Annotated in this window: 12 protein-coding genes and 1 pseudogene; 5 read left to right on the top strand and 8 right to left on the bottom strand. The window is 38.4% G+C overall.

Annotated elements, in window-relative coordinates:
* The first annotated feature begins 18 nt into the window (after positions 1 to 18).
* Positions 19 to 267: a hypothetical protein gene (locus NON16_RS07825; RefSeq protein ID WP_257348276.1), complete on the top strand. Its 249-nt coding sequence runs from the start codon at positions 19 to 21 to the stop codon at positions 265 to 267.
* A gap of 784 nt (positions 268 to 1,051) precedes the next feature.
* Here the strand turns inward: NON16_RS07825 and NON16_RS07820 are convergent.
* The gene (locus NON16_RS07820; RefSeq protein ID WP_257348275.1) at positions 1,052 to 1,831 is read right to left on the bottom strand and encodes a TerC family protein; all 780 of its coding nucleotides are present in this window, start codon (positions 1,829 to 1,831) and stop codon (positions 1,052 to 1,054) included.
* Between the two features lie 335 nt (positions 1,832 to 2,166).
* Between NON16_RS07820 and NON16_RS07815 the strand changes: the two genes are divergently transcribed.
* Positions 2,167 to 3,579, top strand: a complete 1,413-nt coding sequence (locus NON16_RS07815; protein WP_372508762.1) for an L-cystine transporter — start codon at positions 2,167 to 2,169, stop codon at positions 3,577 to 3,579.
* A gap of 1,137 nt (positions 3,580 to 4,716) precedes the next feature.
* Here NON16_RS07815 and NON16_RS07810 read toward each other — a convergent pair.
* From NON16_RS07810 to NON16_RS07800, 3 genes are all read right to left on the bottom strand, one after another.
* Positions 4,717 to 5,157, bottom strand: coding sequence for a cell wall hydrolase (locus NON16_RS07810; RefSeq protein WP_257348273.1), 441 nt, complete (start codon positions 5,155 to 5,157; stop codon positions 4,717 to 4,719).
* 166 nt (positions 5,158 to 5,323) lie between these two features.
* Positions 5,324 to 6,226 (bottom strand): subclass B1 metallo-beta-lactamase, encoded by a 903-nt coding sequence (bla, locus tag NON16_RS07805; protein WP_257348272.1) that lies wholly within the window; start codon positions 6,224 to 6,226, stop codon positions 5,324 to 5,326.
* Between the two features lie 128 nt (positions 6,227 to 6,354).
* On the bottom strand, positions 6,355 to 8,367 hold the full coding sequence (locus tag NON16_RS07800; RefSeq protein WP_257348269.1) for a penicillin-binding transpeptidase domain-containing protein: 2,013 nt from the start codon (positions 8,365 to 8,367) through the stop codon (positions 6,355 to 6,357).
* A 753-nt stretch (positions 8,368 to 9,120) separates the two neighbouring features.
* On the opposite strand from NON16_RS07800, the gene NON16_RS07795 reads away from it, so the two are divergent.
* From NON16_RS07795 to NON16_RS07785, 3 genes and pseudogenes are all read left to right on the top strand, one after another.
* On the top strand, positions 9,121 to 10,890 hold the full coding sequence (locus NON16_RS07795) for a BlaR1 family beta-lactam sensor/signal transducer (protein WP_372508767.1): 1,770 nt from the start codon (positions 9,121 to 9,123) through the stop codon (positions 10,888 to 10,890).
* Positions 10,891 to 10,913: 23 nt separating this feature from the next.
* Entirely contained in the window at positions 10,914 to 11,294 is a 381-nt protein-coding gene (gene blaI, locus NON16_RS07790; RefSeq protein ID WP_257348266.1) for a penicillinase repressor BlaI, read from the top strand.
* Between the two features lie 194 nt (positions 11,295 to 11,488).
* Positions 11,489 to 11,617 (top strand): annotated as a pseudogene (locus tag NON16_RS07785) (SDR family NAD(P)-dependent oxidoreductase); the annotation flags it as partial.
* Here the strand turns inward: NON16_RS07785 and NON16_RS07780 are convergent.
* From NON16_RS07780 to NON16_RS07765, 4 genes are all read right to left on the bottom strand, one after another.
* Positions 11,586 to 12,737 (bottom strand): M28 family metallopeptidase, encoded by a 1,152-nt coding sequence (locus NON16_RS07780; protein WP_257348305.1) that lies wholly within the window; start codon positions 12,735 to 12,737, stop codon positions 11,586 to 11,588. The pseudogene NON16_RS07785 and the gene NON16_RS07780 sit on opposite strands and share 32 nt — an antisense overlap.
* 454 nt (positions 12,738 to 13,191) lie before the next feature.
* Entirely contained in the window at positions 13,192 to 13,344 is a 153-nt protein-coding gene (locus NON16_RS07775; protein WP_257348264.1) for a hypothetical protein, read from the bottom strand.
* A 29-nt stretch (positions 13,345 to 13,373) separates the two neighbouring features.
* Entirely contained in the window at positions 13,374 to 14,849 is a 1,476-nt protein-coding gene (locus tag NON16_RS07770) for a YfcC family protein (RefSeq protein WP_257348263.1), read from the bottom strand.
* Entirely contained in the window at positions 14,816 to 16,018 is a 1,203-nt protein-coding gene (locus NON16_RS07765; protein WP_257348261.1) for a M20 family metallopeptidase, read from the bottom strand. The genes NON16_RS07770 and NON16_RS07765 overlap by 34 nt, the downstream gene beginning before the upstream one ends.
* Positions 16,019 to 16,046: the final 28 nt, after the last annotated feature.

Raw genomic sequence — 16,046 nt, 5'->3', positions numbered from 1 at the left:
TTCGGGAGGGGCACGAAAATGAAATTCATCCATTTAGTCAATATTTTGATCGGTGTCGTTTGCATACCTGTCCTTATTTTCTCAAGTTACGCGATTGGTAGCTTTGGAGGAGGTATGTTTTATCAGTTGCTACCGGTATCCCTTATTCTATTGTGGATGATCAGCTACTTTTTACAGTTTAAGACGGGTGACATGAGATGGATGGTTCTTAATGTGATGGTGTTGCTTACGGTGGGGTGTTATGTGGTGTACTCCGTTGTTTCGTGATGGGGACAAATCTAGCAGCGCGCTTATAGAGGTTGTTCAAAAAGCCTGGAGGCTAACAGGATGTTAGTCAGTTCGATGTTACCACAGGACGTGGAGAGTTTAATCGAACTTCCCTTAATAGCCTGTCGAATTTCTTCGTTACTCGATCTCTCTTTTGAACACGCACTTATTTTATAAATTAGCCGTACAATCCCAAAATCCTCCTTTAGGGCTGTTGGGAAAAAGCCAACTAAAATTATCGAGATAACAAGAAAAGTGGAAGTGGCCTGTTCAGGTACGACAAGCGCTGGAGATTTCTGGACAAGAACGCGTATTCCAGCGTGATGCCAGAAATCGAAGCGACCTCGAACACCTGGGTGCTGTAGCTAGACATTGCATCTATGCAGCAAATTTTTATACTTTCTTTACTTGTGCAATAAAACTTGAACTGTTTTCCCATTGTTAATGAGCTTGTTACTGCTAGAATTGTAGTTCCAAAGTGGATACTTACAACTCTCTTTTCAAAAAAGGTTTAATCACCAAGCACTCACCAAAAATTGGCCGAGTGCTTGGTTCTAAATACATCTGTTTCACATATTCAAACGAGTTTCAGCCGTTCAGATACTAATTCCTCAATATATTCGGATACTTTCGCTAGACCTTCTTTTAACACTTGGGAATCACATGCATAACCAATTCTTACGGTTCCTTTTGGACAATTCATTTGATGAGAGAAAAGCACATGTGTTTATGGAGATTGAATACGCTATATGTAATTAATTTACTCACCTTCTCTTTTCTCTCTTTATTCACTTGAAGGATTTTTCTGAAACGACTTCTTTCCTGGTGCAAACCAACCAATTAGGGCAATACCGACTAATACCCCATAGAAAATCAAAGTCCAAGTTGTACTGTGCGGAAAATGATGATCTAAGACACCAATATCCTCATGAGCAAGGGTGATAATAGCGAGTTTGACACCGACCCAGGCAACAATTGCATATGCTGTTGTTTCCAATGCTGGACGTTTTTCAAGAAGTTGCACAAACCAGGTTGCTGCAAATTTAATCAAGACAAGACCGGCAATACCTCCAAGAAGAACTACCAAGAACTTTCCTCCATCCATTCCGCCGAAATCGCCTAGCGGGGAATCTGGAAGACCCAGTGCAAGAGCAACCGCAGCAAGTATCGAATCAATTGCAAAAGCAAGGTCAGCTAATGCAATCTTCCCTACTGTCGGCCAGAAACCTTTTCCAGCGGCTTCCTCTTCGTCGTCCTTATGAATATTCTTATTGTCTTTTCCGAACCGTGCCTGAATGACATGCTTTAATCCTAGATAAAGAAGATAAGATGCTCCTATTGCCTGTATCTGCCAGACATTTGCAATAAATGAGATGGCAAAAAGGGCAGCAAATCGGAAAACGAAAGCCATAATAATTCCGTAATTTATAGCTCTTTTTTTCTGTTCTTCGGGTAAATGCTTGGCTATTACTGCTAGTACAAGGGCATTGTCAGCTGATAATAATCCTTCTAATCCGATTAAAATTAATAATGCCCAAGCATACTCTAGCCATAGTGACTCCATGCACTTCTCTCCTTTCTAAAACTAAAAATCAGTTAAACGTTTTGCTAACAATAGATTTTCCCATTAAGCTACAGGTAATCCTAAAACTTATAGCTAAAATACTTTTACAGTACCCAATTCAGAGTCAGCGCTTCCTTATCAAGTGGCGCCATTTTAGTTTAACATCCACTACAACAAATTTTCTTTAAAATCTATATTTTTCTACTAATAATTTGAATGTTAAAATTGTTTACTTATTTATATTTTTTCGAAGTAAACAATACTTGACATATCATTAACTAGCCATGTATAGTATTAAAACCAACAAAATTCATCGGGATTATAAGTGTTTTAATATGAGGGGGGAAACAATAGTGGATATCGTTTTTTTATTGGTGAACATTGTAATTTTATTAGCAATTATGGGACTTCTTATCTGGATGCAAAAGAAACATTTATCATTTAGTAAACGTGTGTTCACTGGGTTAGGACTTGGAATTGTGTTAGGTGCCTTTTTGCAAATGACATATGGAACAGGGTCTGATGTGTTAGAACAAACAACAGATTGGTATAACATCGTTGGTCGTGGTTATATTACGCTACTTATGATGATTGTTGTTCCTCTTGTAATGGTATCGATCATCCAATCGATTATTAATTTAGAAAAATCGTCTGAACTTAGAAAAATGTCAGCGTGGATTATTGGAATTCTTGTTACTACCGCAATGATAGCAGCATTAGTTGGTATTGGCAGTGCAGCACTATTTGACCTTAACGCAGATCAAATTGAAGCAGGGCAAGCGGAGAATGAACGTAGTGAAATGTTGGAATCTACATTAGGTGAAGTTGAGGGCATGTCAACGCCTGGAAAAATTCTAAGTTTTATTCCATCGAACATCTTTTTGGATATGACGCAACAGAGATCTACATCTGTTATTGCCATTGTCATATTTTCATTAATCGTAGGTACAGCGGTTCTAGGTTTGCGTAGGAAGGATCCTGAACAAGCAGAAATGTTTACAAAAATAGTAAACTCTTTCTACGCGGTTGTAATGCGAATGGTAACATTGATCCTGCGGTTAACTCCATTCGGAATTTTGGCATTAATGGCAAATACGATAGCAAGTACTGATTTTGCAGGTATTCTCGAACTAGGCAAATTTGTCGTTGCCTCCTATGTGGGACTTTTTGTTATGTTTGTTATCCACTTAATCCTAATAGGAATATTCGGATTAAACCCTTTGACATACTTGAAAAAAGTGGTGCCTGTATTAAGCTTTGCGTTTACATCACGCTCAAGTGCTGGAACGATTCCACTAAACATTCAAGCACAGAAAAATTCACTTGGTGTTCACCAGGGTATTGCAAATATGTCAGCCTCATTTGGTGCAACGATTGGTCAAAATGGTTGTGCAGGACTTTATCCAGCCATGTTGGCAGTGATGATTGCTCCCTCAGCAGGGATTGATCCTTTAACACCAGGATTTATTGTTAAATTAGTGCTGATTATCGGCATTAGTTCATTTGGTGTAGCAGGAGTTGGTGGTGGTGCTACATTTGCAGCATTAATTGTACTTTCATCAATGGGTTTACCTGTTGGATTAGCAGGACTCCTTATTTCGATCGAGGCATTAATCGACATGGGGCGTACTGCACTGAATGTTAATAACGCTATGGTATCAGGAACATTAACATCACGTTTCTTGGGCAAATTGAACCTGAAAACATATAATGACACAAAGGCAATTGAAAAAGATATAGCGGTATAATCGCAGCAAGTACCTTGCAGACAAATGGCATAATGGATATTATCAATCCAATTAGGGTTTTTATGAAATGGGAGCAAAAGGTTTGATCATAAGAAATCAACTGTTAAAAACCAAAAACCAAAAATAGACTCTCATTGTTTCCGCTATAGAGGTAGGAGCCCATGCCCATCAAGGTAAGGCAAATCATTATCCCAGAATCGAGAAAAACGCTATTCTTTCTGTAATAGGATGGAAAGGATAGCGTTTTTTATATGTTGTCTTTGATTTTGGGTGTTGCTATATACCACGTCCCATAAGAAAGCAACAGGAAAAAAACCTTTGGAGTCAGCTTTGTATCTAAATCAGATACTTCATGCTTGTCCAACGGTGGTTCACACCAGTAAAGAACATCGCAACGTTGATGGAACCCTCACTAAAGAAGACAAGTAAATGGGTAGAGAAGAAAGTCGATCAATGCCTAAAACAGACAAAAAAGAACCTGAATAAAGAAGAAGACACTCCGTTCATCGATAATTTATTGAGATATAACAAGGGTTTTTGGAAGGGGCTATTTACGTGTTACGATTACCCTTCTATTCCAAGAATAAATAATGATTTGGAGCCTTTCTTTAGAAGGACGAAACAAAAACACAGAAGAATAACGGGTAGTCGGACTTGGAATCGCTATATTATCAGGCATGGTTAAAATATTGTATTTACCGAAAATATTGGTGATTTCAAACAAGGGCTGGATTGGATTAAGCAAGTTGACTTTGAAAAGCTATGACGAGGAAGCAAAAGCCTGGAAAAAACGTATATTTTCGCATACAAAGCAAAGAAGATTTAAAAGAGCACCAGATGAATATTTAAGCATGATCGAAATGAGATGGATACAACACAACTAACTTACTGTGTTAGTGGTGCCGTCTAAGAAAAAACAAATTTCGGGAATTGATATCCCACTACAAACCACCCCATTATTAAGTATTCTTTTTACGAAGGATCACGTTTTAAAAAGGATACTTCTTCAACCTTCGCCCCAGTCAGTTGAATATATAGTATTTATATACATTCTTCCAGATAACTGCCCAATACTTGAGTAAGGGGAAGGCGATCACCTTGTGCTGCAATCGCCACCTTACTACTCAAAGAGTAAACTTAACCCATATAAACACTATCACATGTTCCAGCTTTTGGTTCATAATAACAATGATTTTTAAATTGACCGGATAAAGGTTGACCGTACCATGTTGGAGGGCATGGGGCATATGGATTAAAGTACCAAAGAGCATATTTCCCTGGGTGTTGTCTCCAATAATCCAAATTCTTTTTTGCTAATCTTTTTTCAGCAGTTCTCGCTCTTTGATAAAATACATTACCTTTTTGGACAGCTTCAAACGAATAATTTCCTCCTTGTACTTGATAAATGACTTGTGGAATTGTTCTTACATCTTTAAAGTCTAAACAATCCGCTACACCACGATTAATAATTACATTTCCGACATACAACATTCCTTGTTTTCCTTCACCTACGGCTTCCGCTCTCATCATCCTTGCCATTAAGTCAACGTCTGAACTTGTGTATTTTATTCTTGGCATTTTTCACCTCCAAAATATAATACGAAAAAAAGCCTATATTGATGTTATTGTTTATTAAATAGGAATGCATAGTTTTTAAAGTTTACAGTTATAGATCCGTATACAAACCATTTTAGGAACAAATGAAACACCATTTCTTTTAAAACATAAGTTAAGATAGTTTCGTTTAGCTTTCTTTATCAGTATGTTGTTTGATCAGATCAATTGTGTGGAAGAGTAAGTTCTTATCTCCCCATTCCCCATGTCCAGGTACAACTGTTTTCACTTGTGGATATTTTTCGATTACCTTTTTAACGGAGTCATCCCATTGTTCTACATTTGCATCAGAAAGATTTCCAAGATCTTTTGCATCTAATGATTTGATGAAGCATCCACCGAATAATAATTTATATTGGGGAAGCCAAACAGTAATGTTATCTTTCGAATGGCCTTCTCCAGGATAAAAGGCTTCAATTACTTTGTCGCCTACTTTCATCACTGGTTTTTCATCGAGTGTCGGTTTGGGCGAAGGATATCCATATTCTTTAGCTAGATTTGCTGTCAAACGTGTACTGTGTACATCGATTCCCTGATTCAGTAACGCTTGAATGCCTCCAATGCTATCATCATGCGCATGAGTAACAAGCGCCAGAACAACTTTTTTCTTCAAATGTTTTTTGATCATCTTTAATAACTCTTCAGTTTTTTGGTGGTTCCCCGCTGTATCCCATGCTGTATCAATCAGGACTGCTCCTTTGGAAGTAGAAATGATTAACCCATTGTGGCCATAGGTTGTGCCATTCCAATCATTATATGATGTATGTGCCCATACTTTGTCATTCAATTTCGTTAATACAATCGTCTTATCTTGATTGGTAATCTTGGCGGGAGATGATTTTTCAGTTTGAGCATTTGTTTGATAATTAAGTTTGGCAAGGTCGTCTGTAATTGCGGTTTCTTGATTTCTTTTAGGTTGAGTAGAATGGGCGTTATCCTCTGAACAACCTACAAGCGTGAGACATGAGAGAAGTAATACAGGTACAATTTTTTTAAATTTAAAAGTACTAAAAATCGTGTTCCATGAACTCATAAAAATCTAACCTCTTTTCTAAAAAAATTTTATTTATCACTTAACATTGGTCTTACTTTCACTCCAGTGATGGAGTATAAAGGTACGCCATTCTATCAACCTATTTTTAGATTTAGACAAACCAATCACTACTGTAATGATTTAAAAACGTTTCTCGCCTTCGGAACAACATAACCGCTGCCACCACGCTGTTTGACATCTTCGATCATCATTGCTAGCAGTAAATCATTATCTTCTGTGTCAAATCCAATGAACCAACCATTTTCTGTACCGTTTTTGTCATCTTTACTTTCTTTGATTTCGGCTGTTCCAGACTTGCCCGCAATCGTCATGCCAGGAATATAAGCACCGTGGGCCGTACCATTAGGGTCTTCAACAACCCGGATTAAGTCCTCCTTGATTAATTCAGAGGTTTTCGGCTCAATTAGACTTCCTTTCCATACCGTTCGTTCTCCTTCTTTCTTCAACAGATAGGGGGATAACAAATCACCTTCATTCACAAAAGGCGTGTAGGCTAATGCAAGATGAAGGGCGCTCATCATTACTTCTCCCTGTCCATAGGCAGTGTCTGCCAACTGTGCTTCACTATTTATCCCATTATTTGAAAGTATTGAAGGCTCTATCGATAATGGAATGGGAAGTTCTTCTTTAAATCCGAATGCCTTTGCTTCTTTTAAAAATGTGTCCTTCCCCATCTCAAGTGCTTCCTGTGCAAAATAAATGTTGTCGGAATAAACAAATGCATCACGTAAATTCACAGAAGCTTTCTCATGAACGCGTGTAACGTAGTAGTCGCCCCATGACTTATCTTTTGTCCAGTGGAGACCCTCAATGTGTCTGACTTCGTTCGGATCAGTTATCCCTGACTCTAATCCTACGGCTGCAGTAATCGTCTTGAACACCGAACCTGGCGCGTAACGATTGATAAAGCGATTTAAAAAAGGTTTTTTGGGGTTGTTACTCCATTCCTTCCATTGCTTGTCGGAAAGTCCTCTTATGAAAGCATTTGGATCATATGAAGGTGAACTGACTAAAGACAAAACCGCTCCGGTTTTTGGATCTATAGCTGCGGCAGTCCCAGCGTCTCCCTTCAATTGATCATATATTTCTTGCTGAAGGTTAGCATCAATAGTCAACTGAATGTCTTCTCCCGGAACAGGTTCGGTTTTTGCCAACGTTTCTTTAAAACTTCCATCTGATTTCTTAATATAAATATGACCACCGGTTTTTCCTCTTAACTTTTCCTCGAAAGTCTTCTCCAATCCAGTTTTTCCAACGACATCTCCTGAGGAATACCCTTTTTCTTTCCATTCGGCAAGTTGTTCTGCAGTGATTTTACGTACATAACCCGTTAAGTGAGCTGCCGAGGCTCCGAAGGGATAAGTACGAACCATTTTTTCTTGAGCTGCAACCCCAGGAATTTCAAAAAAAGGTTGAAGATTTTTTTCATCCAGGGGCAATGTGGCAAGTGGCACAAATGAATCCGGTTTTACCCATGAAGCATTTAACTTTTTGTTCATTTCATCAATCGTTATTCTTAACAAATCGGATAATTTTTCTTTAGAATCCTCAGTTTCATCGCCGAGTTTGCCCGGTATGACTCCAATTACGTTGGCTTTAGCGTTAATTGCAAGCTTGCTCCCATTTCTGTCACTGATTTCTCCTCTCGATGCCTCTAATGTTTCTGCTGCTACTTTTTCCCCTTCTTTTAGGGAAGGAAAAATGAGAGACGGTTCCCATTCTACGGACCAATCTTGATTCGATTCATTTTTCTCCTTAATTAAAGTCGCGTGATGCGTAAATTCGATAGGACCGGCCATCGTTTCCATTTTTACACGGTATTTGAAGGTAACAGAATCGTCTTTCAGATCCTCGTCGTTTTTACTATCAAATATTCCATCCACTTGTAAGTTTTCAGTTTCAATTCCTTTGTAAATATCCTTATAACGCTCAACAAATTCCTTGTTTGAGATTTCTTCTTTAGATTGCTGAGATAGATGCTGATACATTTTTTCAAAATCATTATCCTCCCAATTAGAAAGATATGCTTTAAAAATGTCCTCCGGTTTTTCCTTATTTGAACAACCCGCTATAACAGCAAGAAACATAACCATGATTATGCCTATCCAAAATCGTTTCAATCCGTCCAACTCCTTTACAAACGATATAAACTACTTGAAATATAACTTCCAATACATACCATTTATAGCTCCAATGGCAGAGTTCACCAATGTTAATTCCCGGTCTCCACACGATCCCCTGTGATGGGTGAAGACGCGACCTAAAGCATTAACTGTTTTCCATAAAATCTTACTTCTTTGCTAAAGAAGACAATCATTTGGACTACACGTGTAATATGATACTACATTCGTAATCAATTCATGTCAAATCTTTTCGAACGTAGAAAGATCACCAAATCTTGCTGATGTTGATTTCCTAACCTCGATAAACGCAGCTAAATCCCTTCGCCATAAGTCTTAGGTCTACCTGCAAAACCATAGAGACAACAAAAAACTGATTCCATTCAATTCCCATCTGCTTGTTCACAAAAAATTGGTAGATTGATAAACGGATAAGGTGAAATGCTAAAATTTATGTGTTAAATTTGGAGTTAACTCTTTTAAGAGAATTACACTAATAAATCTTAGAAACAGTTATGAAGTTATAAAATTTTCTGGGCGAGCGCCGAATAATCGGGTTCAAACGCCGGATTATATGATTCGATTCCATATATTTCTTACACATTACTGTTGACTTCGTTAGAAAAACGGGATATTTTTAAATGGCAAAATTACCATATTGTTGAACTATCTAACTAGGAATAAGTTTCAGGAAAGATAGCAACGAATTATGTCATATATTAGGTGGAAGATCTAGAAATGGAGACGAATAGCATGTTCTTTACTCACTTTGTAGTAAGTTTTATAGTGTCCTCTATTACTGTTGCAATCATTATGCTGATCAGGAAAGTGTTCCAAAATCAATTATCAGCGAAATGGCAATATAATCTATGGTTTCTTTTGCTGATTGCATTGACTCTTCCTTTTATACCGAATCATTTGCTTAATTTTGGAAATTACTTTTCATGGGATATTCATCAAAGTAATGAATCAAGTCATTCTGCTGCCTCTACCGGAGACCATGCATTAAAGGACCAAAATTGGATGCAGGACTTTACGGTATCAGTAAACCGTTTCGACTTGACATTCCTGAATGAAATTTTAGCCGGCATATGGATTATAGGGATGTTCGTTATGACTGTTCTGACAATACACGCTTGGTTAAAGTTAAAGAGAATCAAAGGCACTATATCTAGCATAAAAAATAAAGAAATCCTGGTCTTATTCGAACAGTGCAAGCAACGTTTAAATATATCGAGACATTTGATTATAGGGGAATCACCGCTTATCAATTCTCCTATGACGTTTGGTCTTTTTAAGACCTATGTTGTGCTTCCGAGACATTTTGAAGAATGGCTGTCTATGGACGATATCAAATACATCCTTTTACATGAACTGAATCATTATAAATATAAAGATATTGCAACGAATTACCTGATCGTTTTTTATCAAATTTTATACTGGTTTAACCCTTTTGTTTGGGTTGCTTTCAGGGAAATGAGATTGGATCGCGAAATAGCTTGTGATATCGCTGTCTTAAATTCTTTGAATAAGCACTGTTATGCAGAATATGGGGATACAATTATTAATTTTGTTGATAGATCCTCTCGGACAAGGTACTTCACTTTGGTAAATCAGCTAAACGGTTCGAAGGAGCAAATAAAAAGACGTATTGAAAGTATTGCATCCTTTACGACTGAATCAAAGCTGTTGAAACTGAAAAGCATAGTCATCTTCATGCTTCTGGGGGTATTTGTTGCAAGTCAGGTTCCAGTCATTTCTGCGATGGCTTACGAGGATAATCGTCACGATTTTGAAGGAGAACGGACAGTGTATGAGGATCTAAGCAAGTATTTTTCCGGATATGAAGGGAGCTTTGTATTATATGATTTGCAAGCTGATCAATATCATATCTATAATGAAAATAAAAGCACATTAAGGGTTTCTCCGAATTCTACTTACAAGATCTATAGCGCATTGTTTGCATTGGAGTCAAATGTCATAACGAGTGAAAGTTCCACATTGAAGTGGAATGGTGAGCAGTATCCTTATGACTCTTGGAATAGGGATCAAAATTTATCTACAGCAATAAGTTATTCAGTAAACTGGTATTTTCAGGAGTTGGATAAAAGAGTCCATAAGGATACTATCCAAGCTTATCTAAAACAAATAGACTATGGTAATCACGATCTCTCTGGGGGAATATCCGAATATTGGATGGAATCTTCACTAAAGATTTCTCCAATAGAACAGGTACAAACACTCAAAGCTTTTTATACAAACGAATTTGGATTTAAGGATAAGAACGTTCAATCCGTTAAAGAGATGATCAAATTAGAGGAAAAAGATGATGCAATGCTCTCAGGAAAAACTGGTACGGGGAGTGTCAATGGGAAAAATATTAATGGTTGGTTCATTGGATATGTAGAGTCGAAGAAGGATACTTATTTCTTTGCAACAAATATACAGAATGAAAATAATACCAACGGAAGTAAGGCGGCAGATATAACGAAATCTATTTTGAGGGATAAAGGTATATATTAAGTAGTTGATAAAGGAGGATTAGTGTGTCAAATAAAGTACCTAGTATATCAGAAGCAGAATGGGAAGTCATGAATGTGCTTTGGAAAAAGGCTCCGCAAACAGCCAACGAAGTCATTTCCTCCTTGCAGAAGAAAAAGGACTGGAAGCCGAAAACAGTACGCACACTTTTGGATCGACTCGCCCAAAAAAAAGTGGTCGGTGTGAATCAAGATCAGAAGGTCTATACTTTTTTTCCGCTTTATTCCCAGGATGATTGCCAGCACGCCGAGGCACAGTCCTTTATTAAGCGAATTTATGGTGGAACGTTAAAGTCGATGCTAGTTCAGTTCATCCAGGAGGATTCTTTGTCAGAAGAGGATATTAAAGAATTGCGTTCCATTTTGGATAAAAAGCGTAACAAATGAGATTGGTGGAAGTCAGTGATGGTAGATTAGATGTTAAAAAATTTAAAAAGTCAATATAACAACAAGCTTCGCAATATTTGCTTATCTAATTTAGCTTTCCTCATGTGATATACTGATGAATACTTTTATTCAGACCGGAAAATATTAGCAATTAATAAACATTTCAAATTACAAAAAGGACTGGAGAGTGGAGTATGAGACTTGAAAATAAAGTAGCAATCGTAACAGGTGGAGCAAGTGGAATTGGTGAAGCGACTGTTCACCTTTTTGCTGAAGAAGGTGCAAAGGTGGTCATTGCAGACTTTTCGGAACGGGGTAAAGACTATTTTTGTACTGCATAAAATTATTAATTATGTTTATCATCATTTTCATTTCATTGATAAACCTATTTCGCTGTCGTACAAAAAACGTCATTGTAAATAAGTAAGATTCTTTTGAAGCACTTGGTTTGTAAATATGTTCAACTTTTTGTAACCCTGGAAACGGTTTTTTAGGAAAGGTACTATCAAAATCGTATTCACTGGAATAGGAAAACATAAGTCTGTTTAAGTCACCCGCGATGATTTTTAGCAGTTGATTGTATACTTCTAGAGGCACCGTGTTTCTTTTCTCTACTTCATTCCATTTTTCACGGAATCCTTCAAGTGATTGATAAATGGGAGTGAAGTCAAATGCTTCATCCGAATTCTTATCAATCTCTTCTAGGATTTTTTTGCTATTTTTAAGAAATTGAGTCAATTTAAGAGGTAATACATCCGCTTGAGATATGTTCTGGATAATAGCCGCATGAATCTTTGTATCCCTCAGTAGCAATTCTAGATCTATCTTATCGTACAAGTCTTCCTCCGTATGCCACCACCATCCTCCACCGGGATTATAGATGATGCTTTTATCTTCTGATTCATATCTGATTGCAAGATGAATGGGAATACTCACCCCAAGAAAAGATTGATCCACTCCACAGGGCAAGTAATCGAATGTATTCGTTTCCTTACCAGTAAAATCCGATATGATTTTCTTAAGCAAGTCTTGATCTTCCATAGTGGTTGACTTTGAAATAATCTTCACTGCACCATTTGATCCAGAAAAATCAACATTAATATGTGCCACACAATTATCATTTAAATCCTGCCAAAAATGATCGCAATACCAAGCTGATCCAGCATATCGCTTATTAGAATGCCCTGGCCACCAGGCAATTTTTATTCCTCGTTTCAACTTTCCTAAGTAATTAGAAAAGACTCTTGCCAATTCCAAACATAGAGCATTGCTACCAGCATTGTCTGTGGCTCCCTTGTGCCATGAATCGTAATGACCAGACAACAATATAAACTCGTCAGTGTCACCAGGTATATAAGCAACGGGTAGACTTACATGTTTGATTCCGACATTCAGTTTCGTTGCGATTACCACCTTTAATTGGCCAGCAACCGCTTGTTCCATCAGTTTTGCCCCGTCATGATACTTTATTCCAACTACGGGGATTCGAGGTAATGTGTATACGTTTTTGGTAGTCGGTGTTCCCCATACCGTTCCTACAGTATCTTCATGGATAACATCCTCCTGTGTAGACCAGATATGAATTAATCCCTTTGCCCCGGAATGTTCAATCTTTGTTACATAGTCTTCAGAGCAATTCCAGCTCAAAACAATCTTGTCTTTAAAAGTTTTAAACCATCCTACTTCTTCACTAGGACTGAGATGTTTATTTTTACTGTATCCATCATAAATAACCTCTGCTTCTATTCCGTCAGGGCAGGGTAAACAAAACGATTTGGCTTTTGCTCCTACTTCATAGTTTTCAGGTAGGATAACCTTTACTGTACCTTGAATTGGATCACTGAAATATGAATTAAACCAGTACCTTTCATTTTTCACACTGTATTCTTCAAGTTTTTTAATGATATAATTGACTGCTGCTTCTGCATCCTTTTTCCCCGGTTAGTCGGTTCAACTGGCAAAAGACTTTTAGGTGTTCACCCATCCGGCCTTTGTCTATCGCATTAATAATTCCATAATTGCTTTTATTGCGGTACGCTTTTCCATTCACGTTAGTTCCCCTCCCAACACTATTCAATGTCAATAGTTTATGAAATTAGCAATCAACAGAAAGACGGCTCCTGTGACCATCCAAATCAACATTAACGGCCACATGAATTTCACCCATTTTTGATAAGGGATACCAGCAATAGCAAGGGTTCCCATCAGTGTAGAAGATACGGGTAGGATAAGGTTAGAAATACCATCGCCTAATTGGTAGGCTAGTATTGCAGTTTGTCTTGTTATGCCAAGCAGATCAGAAAGCGGTGCCATGATTGGCATAGTTGTAGCTGCTATCCCTGATCCCGATGTAATCAACACATTCATGAGGGTTTGGAAGGCATACATTCCTAGAACTTGCACAGAACTAGGTAACTCCCCAACTACCATTGCTAAGCTACTTACAATGGTATCGATAATATTCCCCTGTTCCAATACAACCACGATAGCCCTTGCGACACCAATAATGAGCGCTCCAAATGTAATTGCAGTAGCTCCCTTTACGAATTCGCTTGAGATTTTGCTGGGACCAAATCTTGCACAAAGTCCTGATACAACTCCCATCGTTAAGAAAAGGGCAGATATTTCTTCTATCCACCAATTCTTTTTAGAAACACCCCAGATTAAAAGGACAAAACAAAGTATCATTGTCAAGATTACAAGGTAGTGTTTAAGCTCGAAGGAAGGTAAATGCGAATGGTCGACCCCTTTTTCTGTTGCGTTTTTTTCTAATCCGTAAACAACACTTTTGGAGGGATCTTCTTTCACCCTGGTTGCATAATGAATGAGGTATATACTTGTAATCACCAGAAAAACGACCAGTAAAACAGCCCTTAGCCACATTCCAGAAAATAGAGGAACTCCAGCAATCGCTTGCGCAAGTCCTACATTGAAGGGATTTAGCAGGCCTGCCGTAAATCCGCAAGAAGCCCCTAATGCAATCATTGCGGTTCCAGTTATGGCGTCATATCCAAGAGATCTTGCAATGGCTATGCCTATTGGGACAAATACTATGCCCTCTGTAGACATTCCCATCGTAAATCCACCAATGGAAAAAAGGGACAGAAATATTGGGATAACCCATTTTTCGTTTTTTGAGAACCGGTTCGCCACTCTTCCCGTTGCAGCCTCAACGGTTCCAGTGGCCATAATAACCTGAAATGCTCCTCCAACAATTAGTATAGAGAAGATAACATCACTAGCACCGATTAATCCATGAACAATGGCCAACGGAATATCAAAAATTCCGACCGGACTCTCTTCAATCTGTTGGTAAGACCCTTCAACTACGAGTTCTTTCCCAGTAGCTTTATCCTCTATTCGGTCCAATTCGCCTGCAGGGATAAAGTATGTTAAAGCAGCGGCAAAGAAAATTAGGAAGACCAGTATGACAAAAGTATGGGGCATTTTTAATACCCTTCTCAGACGAAAGGCTAGCTTCCTATCTCGCTGTATGTCGGGACTGTCTTGAACATCATGCATCATCTTACCTCCACGTTTTGTTTTTTCTTCCAATTTTTAAACTCTTCACGAACTCTTTGCAATGAATCGGAATCAACACATAAATCAAACGCTGTCATGGCCAAAGCTTTCGCTGCATGATTTAAAGCTTTTAACCCTTTTTCCGATCCGGCCGCTTGGCAAAACTCAGGCGTATGCGCATTAACATCTCCAATTTCAATATATGGATGTATTGTTGCAGTCACTTGACCTACGTTTCCGATATCGGAAGATCCGATACCTCCTTTCTTTGGAGGATCACTCACTTCAATTCCCATTAACTCCAAATTTCTTTGAAACAACATTGCCAATTCCTTGTTGTTGTTTCGTTCCGCATATACAAGACCTTCACTCACTTCAAATCGGGCCCCCACTGCTTCAGCTGAATACCTCACAGCCGTATACAACTTCTCTCGGACTACATCAAGTTCTTTCACTGTTGAAGCACGGAACATAAATTTTGCTTCACAGTATTCTGGAATTACATTCGGCGCATCCCCTCCCTTACTAATAATCCCATGAATTCTTACATCTTCTTTAAAGAACTGCCGCAGTGAATTAATTGCTACAAAGGAGTTAATTAATGCGTCAAGTGCACTTATGCCTTTTTCTGGTGCAGAAGAGGCATGAGACTGTTTCCCAAAAAAACGGAAAGTGGAATCAACACAGGCTAATCCTCCTCGAAGTACCATTGTCTTTTTATGCGGGTGGCAAATCATGACAGCATCTATGTCATCAAAGACCCCCTTTTGACACATGATGATTTTCCCGCCACCCTCCTCTTCTGCTGGAGTACCTAATACAACAATCCGTCCGGGTAGATCAGGGCACGAATCCTTTAGGGCCAGTGCAGCACCAACTGCTGCCGCTCCGATAAGATTGTGTCCACAAGCATGTCCGATTCCAGGCAGAGCATCGTACTCCGCCAGTAGAGCAATAGTTGGGCCACCAGGGGTTCCCTCCCATGTAGCACGGAAAGCGGTTTCAAGATTAGCGATACCTTTTTCAACTTGAAAATCGGCTTGAATAAGAGGAGCTGTTAACCACTCAATGGCTTTTTGTTCCTGAAAACTCAGCTCTGGCTTCGCATGTATCTTCAAAGCTATTTCACACAGCTCTGTATTGAGTTCCTCAATAGCTTGTTTGATACGTTCTTTTTGATGGATCTTCTTTTCTCTAATCATTTCGAAATTCCCCTTTTTGATTATTTTT

The sequence above is a fragment of the Pseudalkalibacillus decolorationis genome (genome assembly GCF_024609785.1).
GTDB classification, from domain to species: Bacteria; Bacillota; Bacilli; order Bacillales; family Fictibacillaceae; genus Pseudalkalibacillus; species Pseudalkalibacillus decolorationis.
The sequence above is the reverse complement of the archived record's forward strand: the minus strand, read 5'-3'. Positions and strand labels throughout refer to the sequence as shown.